We start from the raw sequence: 13,364 nt of genomic DNA on the forward strand, positions 1-13,364 counted from the left end.
GCCGATAGGTCCCGTGCCGGCACCATGTGTTCGCTCACGCCACGGCGGCAGCCGAAACGGGCAGCTGGACGATCGAGGGGCTCGGCAGATTAGCGGTCAGCAGACCGGAACTGCCCGGTTCGGCAGCGTCGATGCGAGGCAGCTTTAAGAACTTCGATTTTAGCTCGTAGGTCTCCTTGATCTTGAGGCCGTATACTTGGCCGTCGCCATTGTATCGCTGGCCGAACGCAGTCCAATCCTTGTCGCGGATCAATTTGATCAGCGAATTCGATTGGCAGAAATCGGCGAAACCCAGGACATGCCAGCGCTCGTTATCGGCAAAAGCGTCTGCCAGCGCGGTCGCCGAGCCATAACCGCACTCGTCATGGTTGAAGCCCATGATCTGGGGGCCGCCCCAGCTGGACGACAGGCACGCCGCCTCGCGCGAAGCTAGCGTCTCGGCCAGCCGGAAGGCCTCGTATTCGACGGCTTGGTCGTCGACATGCGATTTCCGCCAGGGCGACGTCTCGTCGATTCGGAAAGCGTGGTTCTTGTATGGCTTGCCCGCGACTCCGCCACGGCCTCCAAAGCGAAAATGCTTGTCGAAGACCTGGGCATGATCCTTTCCCCATCTGCGGAAGAGCACGTGGTTCTCGATGCGAAGGATCGGCGAGCCGGGCGTGAAATTGCGACCGCTGCTTTCGACGTACCAGACGGCGAGGACCGTGACCGGATCGATGGCAGTCTTGACTGCTAGTTCATCGATCAGGCCGCCGACGCGATTATAGACTTCGACGAGCGCGCGCAGCACGCCGGCCGTGCCGGCGCCGTCGACGCGACGCTTCGGCTTGATCGGCACCATCGACAGTTCAGGATCGTCCTTGAAGCGGCCGCTTGTCGCCATAGACAGGGAGGCATACGCAATTGCCGGCCCAAGATCGCCCATCGGCTGTATCGTGAACATTGTCTGATCCGCGTCGGCAGACAGCGCGACCATAGTCTTGTCTGCAAACCGCTCGCGCATCACCCCGTCGATATGCGTCCAGGTATAAATAGATGCAGCGGTAGGCGACGCTCGAAGCTGAACGTGGCCTGAATCCTGCTCTTTGAAATAATATCCTGCCGTGAGCCCCTGCTTCATCGCCGCCTTTGCATAGAATTCGTAAGACGGATCGCTGCCGTCATCGACGATGGCGCCATTGCGGAAACAATAGCAATCGGCCGCCTCTCCCCACTGGTGCCAGCCCGCACCGGGCAATGCGCTCGTCAGCCATTTCGGCTGACGTTTGATATTCTTGTAAGACAGCAGCAAAGCGGCAAGCCATACCGCTCCGTCATCGTTCATTTTTTTCGCGGCCGCCTCGATATCGGCAACCGACCGCTTCTTCCACTTGCAGTAATACTCGGCCTGCTTTTGTGGTGGTCGCAAGCCTTGCGAGATTTTGAACTGGTATCCTTCAGCTCGACATTGATCGAGTACCACCAAGAGCTTGGCTGCGAATTCCTCAGCCAGTCCAAATCCCGAAAGTTCAGAGGCCGACATATAAGCACCACCATCGCTGAGAGGAACGATTTTCAACTCTAGCGCGAAGTAACTATACGTCAACCATCTCTGAGGCTCTTTTATTGTCGCGTTTGGACGAGGTTCCTTCAGCCCGCCTTCAGCCTCTCCGCCACCATCGGCGCGAAATAGCTCAGCACCCCGTCGGCGCCGGCGCGCTTGAAGGCCGTCAGGCTCTCGACCATCGCCTTGTCGCCGTCGAGCCAGCCGTTCCGGGCCGCGGCCACGATCATCGCGTACTCGCCCGAGACCTGGTAGGCGAAGGTCGGCACCCGGAAATGGTCCTTCACCCGGGCCACGATGTCGAGATAGGGCAGGCCGGGCTTGATCATCACCATGTCCGCGCCTTCCTCGATGTCGAGCGCGACCTCGGCGATCGCCTCGTCGGAATTGCCCGGATCCATCTGGTAGGTGCGCTTGTCGCCGACGAGGGTCGCATTGGTGCCGATCGCATCGCGGAACGGGCCGTAGAAGGCCGACGCATACTTGGCCGCATAGGCCATGATCTGCACGTCCTCATGGCCCGAGGCGTCGAGCGCCGCGCGGATCGCCCCGACCCTCCCGTCCATCATGTCCGAAGGTGCGATCACGTCGGCGCCGGCATCGGCCAGGGCGAGGGCCTGCCGGGTCAGGATGCGCACGCTGGCGTCGTTGAGGATGCGCTCGCCGAGCATGACGCCGTCATGGCCATGCGAGGTGTAGGGGTCGAGCGCCGCGTCGCAGATGATGCCGATCTGCGGCACCTCGGCCTTGATCGCCCTGACCGCGCGGCACATCAGGTTGCGCGCGTTCAGGGCCTCGGAGCCGGTGGCGTCGCGCAGGCTCTTCTCGACGAAGGGGAAGGGCGCGATCGCGGGAATGCCGAGTTCGGCGGCATGGGCCGCCTGGCGCACCGCCTCCTCGATGTTGAGCCGGTCGACGCCCGGCATCCAGGCGATCGCGCTGCGCGCCTCGCCCGAATCGACCAGGAAGAGCGGCCAGATCAGGTCGGCCGTCGTCAGCACCGTCTCGCGCACCAGCCGGCGCGACCACTCGGCCTTGCGGTTGCGCCGCATGCGCCGCGTCAGCCCCAGCGAGTCGACGGCCTTCTGTGCCGCATCGTCCTGCCGCGCCTGCGGCGTGGGCACGGAATGCGGAAAGGGCTGCACAACCCGAGATGCCATGACTGCCTCCGCCCCGCGCCTGTCGTTCGCGCCGCGATGATCTCGCGTTCGGTCGATGCTAGCACATCGGAACCGTTCCAAAACAGGGTCGATCGTCGCAAGGACCGTCTGCGCGCCGCGCCGCCTCGCGGGCCGGTGCGTTGACAAGGCCGGCCATGCCGGACCAGAACCGCCCGACCGGAAGGGCGCTGGCCGCGATGTCGCAAGACTCCAACATCCAAGACTCCAACATCCAGGACTCCAGGATCGGCCTCGCCGAAGCCGGCGAGGCCGGGATCGTCTGCGAGCGCCGCGGCGCCGCCGGCGTCGTCGTGCTCGATCGGGCCAAGGCGCTGAACGCGCTCTCCTTCGGAATGGTGCGCGAACTGGCGCGCGCGCTCGACGCCTGGGAGCATGACCCGCGGGTGGCCCGCGTCGTCGTCGTCAGCGCCAGCGAGAAGGCGTTCTCGGCCGGCGGCGACATCCGCGCGCTGCACGATCTCGGCCGCGCCGGCCGCCATGCCGAGATGCTCGCCTTCTGGCGCGAGGAATATATCCTCAACGCCCGCATCCAGCGCTATCCGAAGCCCTACGTCTCCCTGATCGACGGCATCGTCATGGGCGGCGGCGTCGGCATCTCGCTGCATGGCAGCCACCGCATCGCCGGCGAGCGCTATCTCTTCGCCATGCCGGAGGTCGGCATCGGCTTCTTTCCCGATGTCGGGGCGACCTACGCCCTGCCGCGTCTCCCGGATGCGGCAGGCGTCTTCCTGGCGCTGACGGGAGACCGGGTCGACGCGGCCGACGCGCTCGATCTGGGGCTTGCGACTCATGCCGTGCCGAGCGGCCGCATGGCTGAACTCGCGGACGCGCTGACCGGCCGCGCCGCGCTCGATGACATCCTGGGCCGTTTCAGCCACGATCCCGGCCCGCCGAAGCTGAGCCCCGAGCGCGCCGTCATCGCGCGCTGCTTCGGCCAGCCGACGCTGGACGCCGTGCTGGCGAGCCTCGCGCGGGAGGCCGAGGCCGGCAGCGCCTTCGCGGCCAGGGCGCTGCGGACGATCAGGACCAAGTCGCCGACCAGCGTCGCCATTGCTTTCGCGCAGATGCGGCAGGGCCGGAAGATGAGTTTCAGCGAGGCCATGACGACCGAGTTCCGCATCGTCTCGCGCATCGTCAAGGGGCACGAATTCTACGAGGGCGTCCGCGCCGTCGTCGTCGACAAGGATCATGCGCCGCTCTGGAAGCCGTCGACGATCGAGGCGCTCGATGCAGCCGCGGTCGCCGCCTATTTCGCCCCGCTCGGCGAAGACGACCTCGTGCTGGAGCGCTGACAGGTGGGACAGGGAGGCGATGGCGAGGCGGCGCCGGTCTCGACCGGCATGGAGATGTCGATCGCGTCCGGCGGGGCGGCGCGGTCGATGCGCTTCCGCCGCTTCCTGGTCTGGCTCCTGCGCCTGCTCTCGGTCGTCTGGCTCGCCAAGGGCCTGATGGCCTGGGCGGTGATCTTCGGGCTGAGCGAACCGAACCAGCCGCTCTTCGAGGCGCGGCTCCTGAGCTTCCAGGCGATCACGATCTATTTCGCCGTGATCGATCTCGTCGCCGCGGTGGGCCTCTGGCTGGTCTCGACCTGGGGCGGCGTGCTCTGGCTGCTCGCGACGATCAGCCATCTCCTGCTCGGCTTCTTCTTCCCGCGCCTGCTGCCGATGACGACGCTGCTGGTGGCGGGCTATGCCGTGCTGATCGTGGCCTACTTCGTCGCCACATGGGCGGCCGAGAACGAGGCGTCGTAAGAAGCGCCAGGCGCCTGCAATCCGCCGGGTCGCGGTAACAAAGACTTTAGCTTAAGCGATTCCGGCTTCATCTTGGATTTACCGAAACGGCTAAATCTCCGATTCATCCTGATATTTAAACTCGTTTTCATCCGCGCTGGCTATGGTGTTTCTCAGAAGCGGACCGGGAGACAAATCCTGGCCGATATTCAACAGGCGGGATATACCATGAAAGCGAGCGTGAAGACTTCGGCTACGGCCGTCGCGGATGATGCTGATCTTAAGGTCAAGCCCCTCTATCTCGAATCCCTGACCCTGGTCGAGCGGCTGCATCGCCGCCTGCTCGACGTCATCAAGGACGAGTTCGAGCGCCGCAGCCGCGACGACGTCAACAGCGTGCAGGCGCTGTTGCTTTACAATATCGGCGATGCCGAGCTCAGCGCCAGCGAACTGCGGACGCGGGGCTACTATCTCGGCTCCAACGTCTCCTACAACGTCAAGAAGCTGGTCGAGCTCGGCTATCTCCACCATGCCCGTTCGCGGATCGACCGGCGCTCGGTGCGCATCAGCCTGACCGACAAGGGCAAGGACGTGCACAATCTCGTGAAGGGCGTCTACGACAAGCATGTCCGCACGGTCGAGCAGATCGGCGGCATCGCCTCGGACGACTTCGAGCGGATGAACAACGCCCTGCTGCGGCTGGAGCGCTTCTGGACCGACCAGATCCGCTACAAGCTCTGAAAACCGCCGCTTTTCGCGGCTGCGGCGCTGTCTCCCACGTCCGGCCGGGCTCTGCCCGGCCGGACGTGGCGTTGCGGTGACACCGTCCGTCTTGCAGCATCGAGATGCGGGCCGGGCCCGTCCGCCGTCGAATCCGCCCTAAAATCGCCGCGCTCATCACGCGACGTTAATCGTGTTAGGGGATCGTCGCATCGATCGCTGTTCGCTCCTTGCCCATCGGGCGTCGGGAGCGGACGCCAATTCGGTGCGCGCTTGCATGGGTGGCTGACGCCCACGGCAAGTCTTCGCACCATGATGTCGATGATGAGGAAAGAGATGTCCAATCCGAGCTTGACCCGCCGCGAGACCATGCTGGGTCTGCTTTCGGGGGCGGCCGCCGCCGCGGCCGCGCCTGCCTTCGCCCAGCAGGCGGAATGGCGCCAGAACTACGACGCCGGCGCGCGCAACGCGGTCGCCCGGTCCTCCACCCCGATGCTCTCGCCGGAGTCGCTCGCCGCGACCGAAGCCGCGATCGTCGCCTATCGCGATCTCGCCGCGCGCGGCGGCTGGCCGGCCGTCCAGCTCGGCGACAAGCTCTCCGTCGGCTCGCGCGGCCCGGGCGTCGTCGCCCTGCGCCAGCGCCTGATCATCACGGGCGATCTCGACGCCAACGCCGGCGGCAGCAACGTCTATGATTCCTATGTCGAGGCCGGCGTGCGCCGCTTCCAGGCGCGCATGGGCCTGTCCACCACGGGCGCGATCAACCGCGCCACGCTCGCGGCGATGAACGTGCCCATCGACCGGCGCATCCGCCAGCTCGAGACCAATGTCGTGCGCCTGCGCACCTGGTCGGGCAATCTCGGCGCTCGCTACGTCGTCGCCAACATTCCCGCCGCCATGATCGAGACCGTCGAGAACGGCGTTGTCGTGACCCGCCACGCCGCCGGCGTCGGCCGGGCCGACCGCCCGTCCCCGCTGCTCTCGACCCGTATCCCGGAAATCAATTTCAATCCCAATTGGACAGTGCCCGCCTCGATCATCCGCAAGGATCTGATCCCGAAGATGCGCAAGGAGCCGAACTATCTCACCGAGAACCGGATCCGGATCATCGGCCCGAACGGAGAGATCCCGCCTGGACGCGTCAACTGGAATTCCGACGAGGCGACGCGCTACACCTTCCGGCAGGACCCTGGCGGCGAGTTCAATTCGCTCGGCTTCGTGCGCATCAACACGCCGAGCAAGGACGGCGTGTACATGCACGACACCCCGGCCAAGGGCATCTTCGGCGACGATTTCCGTTTCGTCTCGTCCGGCTGCATCCGCGTCCAGAACGTGCGCGACTACATCGCCTGGCTGCTCAAGGAGACGCCGGGCTGGGACCGCGCCAAGATCGATGCGACGATCCAGTCCGGAGAGCGCGTCAACGCCCGCATCGTCAATCCGGTGCCGTGCTACTGGGTCTACGTCACCGCCTGGGCGACGCCCGACGGCGGCGTCCAGTTCCGCGACGACATCTACAACAAGGACGGGCTCGGACCGGCGCCGGTGGCGGCGCTGGAGCGCGAGCAGGATATCTGAGGGCCGGGCTTTTCCGCCGCTCTCCGATGAACCCGCCGGGCGACCGGCGGGTTTTCCGTTCGGCTGAGGGCGCGACGAATGGCGGACCGATTGGGCTGGATGCCCAAGGCGGCCGATCACCCAGCCCCTTCACCATCCCCCCCACCCATGATACGCACCGCCCCGACCGCGCCCGGCCGTGATCGGCCGCCGAATCGTCAGGAGCCGGATATGACGCAAGCCGCTGCCGCCAAGCACCTCTCGAACTCTTTCTTCGCCGCCTCGCTCGCCGACGCGGACCCCGAGATCGCTCGCGCCATCGAGCTCGAACTCGGCCGCCAGCGCGACGAGATCGAGCTGATCGCGTCGGAGAACATCGTCTCGCGCGCCGTCCTGGAGGCGCAAGGCTCGGTGATGACCAACAAATACGCCGAAGGCTATCCCGGCCGGCGCTATTACGGCGGCTGCCAATTCGTCGACATCGCCGAGAAACTCGCGATCGAGCGCGCCTGCCGGCTGTTCGACTGCAAATTCGCCAATGTCCAGCCGAACTCGGGCAGCCAGGCCAATCAGGGCGTGTTCATGGCGCTGATGCAGCCCGGCGACACCTTCATGGGGCTCGATCTCGCCGCCGGCGGGCATCTGACCCATGGCGCGCCGGTCAACCAGTCGGGCAAATGGTTCAACGTCGTGTCTTACGGCGTCTGTGTCGTCGACCAGACGATCGACTACGACGCGCTGGAGCGGCTCGCGCTCGAGCACAAGCCCAAGGTCATCGTCGCGGGCGGCTCGGCCTATGCCCGGCACTGGGATTTCGCCCGCTTCCGCGAGGTCGCCGACAAGGTCGGCGCGTATTTCATGGTCGACATCGCCCATTTCGCAGGGCTCGTCGCCGGCGGCGCGCATCCCTCGCCGTTCCCGCACGCCCATGTCGTCACCACCACGACGCACAAGACCCTGCGCGGCCCGCGCGGCGGCATGATCCTGACCAATGACGAGGCGCTGGCGAAGAAGTTCAATTCGGCGATCTTCCCCGGCATCCAGGGCGGCCCGCTGATGCACGTCATCGCCGCCAAGGCGGTGTCGTTCCAGGAGGCGCTGGCGCCCGAGTTCAAGATCTATGCGCGCGCCGTGGTCGAGAACGCCAGGGCGCTGGCCGAGACCCTGAAGACCAAGGGCTTCGACCTCGTCACCGGCGGCACCGACAACCACCTGATGCTGGTCGATCTGCGCTCCAAGAAGGTGACCGGCAAGGCGGCCGAGGCCGCGCTCGGCCGCGCCCACATCACCTGCAACAAGAACGGCATCCCCTTCGATCCCGAAAAGCCGATGGTCACCTCCGGCATCAGGCTCGGCACCCCGGCGGCGACCTCGCGCGGCTTCGGCGTCGCCGAGTTCAAGCGCGTCGGCGAGCTGATCGCCGAGGTGCTGGACGCGCTGGCGGCGAACGGCGAGGAGGGCAACGGCGCGGTCGAGGCGGCGGTCACGGGCAAGGTCAAGGAGCTGACCGGGCGGTTCCCGATCTATTGAGGCGCTCGGCCTCGCGAGCGGCTTGATCATGCCGCACTACGGGGTTACATACATGTCGGCGAAGGAGGCCGATATGAGCCGTCATAGCGTGACGATGCGAGAGCTGCAGAAGATGTCGGCGGGGGCGATTCAGGCCCTGCCGCATTCCGTTCCGATCAAGAGCGGTTCGGCAACCGTCGGGCTGCTTGTGCCGGTCAAAAGACCGGATGCCGGACGGATATCGGCCGCGTTGAAGCGCAGCGACGACTATCACGCCGCGCTTTCTCCTGAGACAAAGCTGAGGCTGGAACGCTTTCTCGGCGAACGCGACGATTGATGCGACCGCGTGGACCCTCGGAAACGATCATCGTCGATGCGAACATCATTCTGAGCGCGGTGCTCGGCTTCCGGTCGCGACCTTTGCTGGAGATGATCAGCGCCAGGCGCGCGCTGATCATCTCCGTGGATGCGTCCCTGGAAGTGAGGCATGTCCTGTCCCGGCTCGATCCTGACGTTCCGGTCCTGATCGAGATCGCGGACGAGCTTCTGGAAGCAATCGAGGTGGTGGAGACAATCCGCTATGACGATAGCCTGCGCTCGGCCGAGCGGAGCCTCCAGCATGCGCCGGCCTCCCGAAACGGCAGCATCAAGGATGCCCATATCCTCGCGCTCGCCTGGACCTACGATGCCGACATCTGGTCGCATGACCGCGATTTCGCCGGGACCGGCTGGCCGTCCTGGTCCAGCGCCAACCTCGCCGCCGCTCTGAGCGAGGAGGCGTTCGCCTCCGCCGCGCAAACGTCCTGAAAGCCGCCCCATGCGCTGTCCCTATTGCGGCTCCCTCGATACGCAGGTGAAGGATTCCCGCCCCACCGACGACCACGCCTCGATCCGGCGCCGGCGGGTCTGCCCCGATTGCGGCGGCCGCTTCACCACCTTCGAGCGGGTGCAGTTGCGCGAGCTCGTCGTGGTCAAGCGCTCGGGCCGGCGCGCCGCCTTCGACCGCGACAAGCTGCAAACGTCCATCGAGCACGCGCTGCGCAAGCGCCCGGTCGCGCCCGAGCGGATCGAGCGCATGGTCAACGGCATCGTGCGCCAGCTCGAAAGCGCGGGCGAGGGCGAGATCGCGAGCTCCGCCATAGGCGAACTGGTGATGGAAGGGCTGAAGGCGCTCGACGACGTCGCCTATGTCCGCTTTGCCTCGGTCTACAAGAATTTCCGAGAGGCGCGCGATTTCGAGGCGATCCTGGGCCAGCTCAGCGCCGACGAGGAGAGCGCGGAAGCGCCGCCGCCTGTCCGCGACGATGACTGATCAGGACGCGCTCGACCGCGTCTTCATGCGCCAGGCGCTGGATTTCGGCGCGCGCGGACAGGGCGCGACCTGGCCGAATCCCTGCGTCGGCGCGATCGTGACGCAGGCGACGCCGGATGGCCCGGTCGTGGTCGCGCGCGGCCACACGCAACCGGGCGGACGGCCCCATGGCGAGGCCAACGCCTTCGACCGAGCCGATCCGATCGCCGTCGCCGGCGGCACGCTCTACGTCACCCTTGAACCCTGCTCGCACCGCACGATCCGCGCGGCGACGCCTTGCGTCGAGCGCACCATCCTCGCCGGCGTGACGCGCGTCGTCGCGGCGATGGCCGATCCAAACCCGCTCTTCCGCGGGCTCGGCTTCGCGCTGCTGCGCAGCGCCGGGCTCAACGTGACGACCGGCGTGCTGGAGGCGGAGGCGCAGGCCGCCCATCGCGGCCATGTCCTGCGGGTCACGCAAGGCCGGCCGATGGTGACCTTCAAGGTCGCGCGCACGGCCGACGGCTTTGCCGGCGGGGCAGGGGGCTCGCGGCTCGCCGTCTCGTGCCCGGCGGCCTCGGCCTGGGTGCATCTCCAGCGCGCGCATCACGACGCGATCATGCTCGGCATCGGCTCGGTGCTGGCCGACGATCCGCTGCTGACGGTGCGCCTGCCCGGCATGGCGGGCCGCTCGCCGATCCGCGTCATCCTGGATTCGCATCTGCGCCTGCCGCTCGGCGGGCGGCTCGTCCACACTGCGAAAGAGGTTCCTGTCTGGGCGATCGCGGCGGAAACCGCGCCGGTCGCCAATGAGATGGCGCTGGTCGCAGCCGGTGTCGAGGTCATGCGCGTCGGCCCCGGTCCCGACGGCCATCTCGATCTTGGCGAGGCGCTGCGCCTGCTCGGAGCCCGCGGCATCACACGCATCTTTTCGGAGGGCGGCCCGACGATCGGCGAGAAGCTGGCGCAGGCTGGCCTTGTCGACGAGGTCATCGTCTCGACCTCACCGAACCCGCTGGGCCGCCAAGGCGTCGTCGCCGTGCGTAAAGACCTTGCGGCGCTGCTGGCGAACCCCGATCTCTACCGGCGCATCGACACCGGCCTGATCGGCCATGACCGTTTCGAGCATTTTTCGAGGATCGCCTGATGTTCACCGGCATCGTCACCGCCATCGGCACGGTCGTGGAGGCCGAAAGCAAAGGGCCGAGCCTGAGGCGGCTCGCCATCGCCTGCCCCTGGGACGCGGCCGGAATCGAGATCGGCGCCTCGATCGCCTGCGCCGGCGTTTGCCTGACGGTCACGGCTCTGCGTCCGCGTGCGGGTGGCGAGGCGGGCTGCGTCTTCCAGGTCGAGGCGGCGGCCGAGACGCTGTCCAAGACGCTTGTCGGCGACTGGGCGCCCGGCACGGCGGTCAATCTGGAACGCGCGCTCAAGGTCGGCGACGAACTCGGCGGCCACCTCGTCACCGGCCATGTCGACGGCGTCGCGACCATCGAGGCGATCGAGCCGATCGCGGCGGATCCCGATCAGCCCTGGGGCGCGACCGCCCGCTTCCATATCCGCGCGCCGGCGCCTCTCGCGCGCTTCATCGCGGCGAAGGGCTCGATCTGCCTCGACGGCGTCTCGCTCACCGTCAACAGCGTCGCGGACGACGTCCTCACCGTGCTGCTCATCCCGCACTCCTTCGGCGTCACCACCTGGAGCGCGCGCAAGGCCGGCGATCCCATCCATCTCGAGGTCGATCTGATGGCGCGCTACGCCGCGCGGCTTGCGGAGGCGCGCGCGCAGGGGTAACCAGCGCCCTCAACCCTGCAAGGACAAGAACCCATGGCCGGACCCCGGCAAACTTCGGCGAAAGACGCCACCAAACCTCTGGCTCCGCTCGACGGGGCGCGCGTGCTCGTCGTCGAGGCGCGCTTCTACGACAGTCTCGCCGACGAACTGCTCGAGGGCGCGCTCGCCGTGCTCGACAAGGCCGAATGCCGCGTCGATGTCGTCACCGTGCCGGGCGCGCTCGAAATCCCGTCCGCCATCATCATCGGCCTGCGCGCCGCCGACGAGGCGGTCGATCCTTACGAGGCGGTCGTGGCGCTCGGGGCCGTCATCCGCGGCGAGACCGGCCATTACGACATCGTCGCCGGCGAAAGCTCGCGCGCGCTGATGGATATCTCGGTCGCCTACGCGCTGCCGCTCGGCAACGGCATCCTCACCGTCGAGACCGAGGCGCAGGCCTGGGCCCGCGCCAACCGCTCCGGGATGGACAAGGGCGGCGGCGCCGCGGAAGCGGCGCTCGGCGTTCTGCGCTACAAGCGCTCGCTCGGGGAACAGTCCAAGTGAGCCGGCCGGAATCGAACCGGGCCGAGATGCGCCGCGGGGCGCGGCTTTCGGTCGTGCAGGCGCTCTACGAGATGGAGATCGGCGGGCGCGGCGTCGTCGAGGCGATGGCCGAGTTCGAGGCCTTCTGGATCGGCAGGCAAGTCGAGGACATCGAATTGCCCAAGGCCGAGATCGCCTTTTTCCGCGACCTGCTCGGCGGCGTCGTGCGCGAGCAGCGCCTGATCGACCGCTCCGTGGACGGGACGCTCGCCTCCGGCTGGCCGCTGAAGCGCGTCGAGGCCGTGGTCCGCGCCGTGCTGCGGGCCGGAGCCTACGAGCTTGTCTTCCGCAAGGACGTGCCCGGCCGCGCCGTGATCTCCGAATATGTCGCGGTGACGCGCGCCTTCTACGAGGGCGAGGAGATCGGCATGGTCAACGCCGTGCTCGACAAGATGGCCCGCGATTTCCGCATCGAAGAATTCGACCAGCCGGCGGCGTGACGCCGTCATGGCCGACGACGCGCAGCGCCCCGGCGAGTTCGAGCTGATCGCCCGGTATTTCGCCCCGATCGCGGGGTCGGGCGGCCTCGGCCTTCTCGACGATGCCGGCCTGATCCGGCCGGCGCGCGGCTACGAGATCGTGGTCACGGCGGATGCGCTCGTCGCCGGGGTGCATTTCTTTCCCGACGACCCGCCGGCCTCGATCGCCCGCAAGGCGCTGGCGGTGAACCTCTCCGACCTCGCCGCCAAGGGTGCGAAACCGGAAGGCTTCGTGCTGTCGCTCGTGCTGCCGCGCGGCTGGACGGAAGATTGGCTCGACGGTTTCGCCCAGGGCCTGAAGCGGATCGCGGAGGAGGGTGGCTGCCCCCTGATCGGGGGCGACACCGTCTCGACGCCCGGCCCGCTGACGCTCTCGATCACCGCCTTCGGCAGCGTGCCGGCCGGGCGGATGGTGCCGCGCTCCGGCGCGAAACCAGGCGATGTCCTGCTCGTCTCGGGCACGATCGGCGATGGCGCGCTCGGCCTGAGGGTGCATGGGCCCGACCGGCCCGGCTGGGTCGCGGCGCTGAGCGATGAGGACCGCGCCGGCCTGGCCGACCGCTATCTGCATCCGCGTCCGCGCCTTGCGCTCGCCGAGGCCTTGCAGGCCCGCGCCTCCGCCGCGATGGACCTCTCCGATGGACTTGTCGGTGACCTCGGCAAGCTGCTGGCCGCCTCCGGCGTCGGAGCGGAGGTCGATCTCGACGCCGTCCCGCTCTCGCCCGCGGCCCGCGCCGCGATCATGGCCGATCCCGCATTGCTGGAACTGGCCTGGACCGGCGGCGACGATTACGAAATTCTCTGCGCGGCGTCCGAAAGAGACTATCTTTCTCTGATCGGGGCAGCCGAAGCGGTCGGCGTCACCTTGACCGCGATCGGCCGCGTCACGGCGGATGCCGGCGTGACGCGCTTCATCCAGCAGGGCCGGCCGCGCGAGTTCGCGCTCCGGTCCTTCACCCATTTCTGAACGCGGCTTCG

General features: G+C 67.3%; 15 protein-coding genes. 13 read left to right on the top strand and 2 right to left on the bottom strand.

Annotated features, from left to right (window positions below; translation table 11 throughout):
• Nucleotides 1-34 precede the first annotated feature (34 nt).
• Together AC1RRW_RS09455 and hemB are read right to left on the bottom strand one after the other, a co-directional pair.
• Nucleotides 35-1,522 (bottom strand): N-acetylmuramidase domain-containing protein, encoded by a 1,488-nt coding sequence (locus AC1RRW_RS09455; protein ID WP_492900462.1) that lies wholly within the window; start codon nt 1,520-1,522, stop codon nt 35-37.
• Nucleotides 1,523-1,629: 107 nt separating this feature from the next.
• Nucleotides 1,630-2,703 carry a porphobilinogen synthase gene (hemB, locus tag AC1RRW_RS09460; RefSeq protein ID WP_492900463.1) on the bottom strand — a complete coding sequence of 358 codons (1,074 nt, stop codon included), beginning with the start codon at nt 2,701-2,703 and terminating at the stop codon, nt 1,630-1,632.
• A gap of 155 nt (nt 2,704-2,858) precedes the next feature.
• Between hemB and AC1RRW_RS09465 the strand changes: the two genes are divergently transcribed.
• From AC1RRW_RS09465 to thiL, 13 genes are all read left to right on the top strand, one after another.
• The gene (locus AC1RRW_RS09465; protein ID WP_492900464.1) at nt 2,859-4,016 is read left to right on the top strand and encodes an enoyl-CoA hydratase/isomerase family protein; all 1,158 of its coding nucleotides are present in this window, start codon (nt 2,859-2,861) and stop codon (nt 4,014-4,016) included.
• A 3-nt stretch (nt 4,017-4,019) separates the two neighbouring features.
• A complete protein-coding gene (locus AC1RRW_RS09470) occupies nt 4,020-4,475 on the top strand; it encodes a DUF6163 family protein (RefSeq protein WP_492900466.1) in 456 nt (151 codons plus the stop codon).
• A gap of 207 nt (nt 4,476-4,682) precedes the next feature.
• Nucleotides 4,683-5,195 carry a transcriptional regulator LdtR gene (ldtR, locus tag AC1RRW_RS09475; protein WP_492900467.1) on the top strand — a complete coding sequence of 171 codons (513 nt, stop codon included), beginning with the start codon at nt 4,683-4,685 and terminating at the stop codon, nt 5,193-5,195.
• 315 nt (nt 5,196-5,510) lie between these two features.
• Nucleotides 5,511-6,752 (top strand): L,D-transpeptidase family protein, encoded by a 1,242-nt coding sequence (locus tag AC1RRW_RS09480; RefSeq protein ID WP_492900468.1) that lies wholly within the window; start codon nt 5,511-5,513, stop codon nt 6,750-6,752.
• 210 nt (nt 6,753-6,962) lie between these two features.
• A complete protein-coding gene (gene glyA / locus AC1RRW_RS09485) occupies nt 6,963-8,261 on the top strand; it encodes a serine hydroxymethyltransferase (protein ID WP_492900469.1) in 1,299 nt (432 codons plus the stop codon).
• A 73-nt stretch (nt 8,262-8,334) separates the two neighbouring features.
• Nucleotides 8,335-8,577, top strand: coding sequence for a hypothetical protein (locus AC1RRW_RS09490; protein WP_492900470.1), 243 nt, complete (start codon nt 8,335-8,337; stop codon nt 8,575-8,577).
• Nucleotides 8,577-9,047 carry a PIN domain-containing protein gene (locus AC1RRW_RS09495; RefSeq protein WP_492900471.1) on the top strand — a complete coding sequence of 157 codons (471 nt, stop codon included), beginning with the start codon at nt 8,577-8,579 and terminating at the stop codon, nt 9,045-9,047. The genes AC1RRW_RS09490 and AC1RRW_RS09495 overlap by 1 nt, the downstream gene beginning before the upstream one ends.
• Nucleotides 9,048-9,057: 10 nt before the next feature.
• Entirely contained in the window at nt 9,058-9,552 is a 495-nt protein-coding gene (gene nrdR / locus AC1RRW_RS09500) for a transcriptional regulator NrdR (RefSeq protein WP_492900472.1), read from the top strand.
• Nucleotides 9,545-10,678, top strand: a complete 1,134-nt coding sequence (ribD, locus tag AC1RRW_RS09505) for a bifunctional diaminohydroxyphosphoribosylaminopyrimidine deaminase/5-amino-6-(5-phosphoribosylamino)uracil reductase RibD (RefSeq protein WP_492900473.1) — start codon at nt 9,545-9,547, stop codon at nt 10,676-10,678. The genes nrdR and ribD overlap by 8 nt, the downstream gene beginning before the upstream one ends.
• The gene (locus AC1RRW_RS09510; RefSeq protein WP_492900474.1) at nt 10,678-11,325 is read left to right on the top strand and encodes a riboflavin synthase; all 648 of its coding nucleotides are present in this window, start codon (nt 10,678-10,680) and stop codon (nt 11,323-11,325) included. Before ribD ends, AC1RRW_RS09510 begins: the two co-directional genes overlap by 1 nt.
• A gap of 33 nt (nt 11,326-11,358) precedes the next feature.
• Entirely contained in the window at nt 11,359-11,868 is a 510-nt protein-coding gene (gene ribH / locus AC1RRW_RS09515) for a 6,7-dimethyl-8-ribityllumazine synthase (RefSeq protein WP_492900475.1), read from the top strand.
• A 26-nt stretch (nt 11,869-11,894) separates the two neighbouring features.
• On the top strand, nt 11,895-12,347 hold the full coding sequence (gene nusB / locus AC1RRW_RS09520; RefSeq protein ID WP_492900632.1) for a transcription antitermination factor NusB: 453 nt from the start codon (nt 11,895-11,897) through the stop codon (nt 12,345-12,347).
• Between the two features lie 7 nt (nt 12,348-12,354).
• Nucleotides 12,355-13,353, top strand: a complete 999-nt coding sequence (gene thiL / locus AC1RRW_RS09525) for a thiamine-phosphate kinase (RefSeq protein WP_492900476.1) — start codon at nt 12,355-12,357, stop codon at nt 13,351-13,353.
• The last annotated feature ends 11 nt before the right edge of the window (nt 13,354-13,364 follow it).

Source organism: Allobosea sp. GW821-FHT12C12 (genome assembly GCF_058807355.1).

Coding starts and splice junctions, on each gene's coding strand:
- AC1RRW_RS09455 (WP_492900462.1), bottom strand. CDS start 1,522: ATGTCGGCCTCTGAACTTTCGGGATTTGGACTGGCTGAGGAATTCGCA.
- hemB (WP_492900463.1), bottom strand. CDS start 2,703: ATGGCATCTCGGGTTGTGCAGCCCTTTCCGCATTCCGTGCCCACGCCG.
- AC1RRW_RS09465 (WP_492900464.1), top strand. CDS start 2,859: ATGCCGGACCAGAACCGCCCGACCGGAAGGGCGCTGGCCGCGATGTCG.
- ldtR (WP_492900467.1), top strand. CDS start 4,683: ATGAAAGCGAGCGTGAAGACTTCGGCTACGGCCGTCGCGGATGATGCT.
- AC1RRW_RS09480 (WP_492900468.1), top strand. CDS start 5,511: ATGTCCAATCCGAGCTTGACCCGCCGCGAGACCATGCTGGGTCTGCTT.
- glyA (WP_492900469.1), top strand. CDS start 6,963: ATGACGCAAGCCGCTGCCGCCAAGCACCTCTCGAACTCTTTCTTCGCC.
- AC1RRW_RS09490 (WP_492900470.1), top strand. CDS start 8,335: ATGAGCCGTCATAGCGTGACGATGCGAGAGCTGCAGAAGATGTCGGCG.
- AC1RRW_RS09495 (WP_492900471.1), top strand. CDS start 8,577: ATGCGACCGCGTGGACCCTCGGAAACGATCATCGTCGATGCGAACATC.
- nrdR (WP_492900472.1), top strand. CDS start 9,058: ATGCGCTGTCCCTATTGCGGCTCCCTCGATACGCAGGTGAAGGATTCC.
- ribD (WP_492900473.1), top strand. CDS start 9,545: ATGACTGATCAGGACGCGCTCGACCGCGTCTTCATGCGCCAGGCGCTG.
- AC1RRW_RS09510 (WP_492900474.1), top strand. CDS start 10,678: ATGTTCACCGGCATCGTCACCGCCATCGGCACGGTCGTGGAGGCCGAA.
- ribH (WP_492900475.1), top strand. CDS start 11,359: ATGGCCGGACCCCGGCAAACTTCGGCGAAAGACGCCACCAAACCTCTG.
- nusB (WP_492900632.1), top strand. CDS start 11,895: ATGCGCCGCGGGGCGCGGCTTTCGGTCGTGCAGGCGCTCTACGAGATG.
- thiL (WP_492900476.1), top strand. CDS start 12,355: ATGGCCGACGACGCGCAGCGCCCCGGCGAGTTCGAGCTGATCGCCCGG.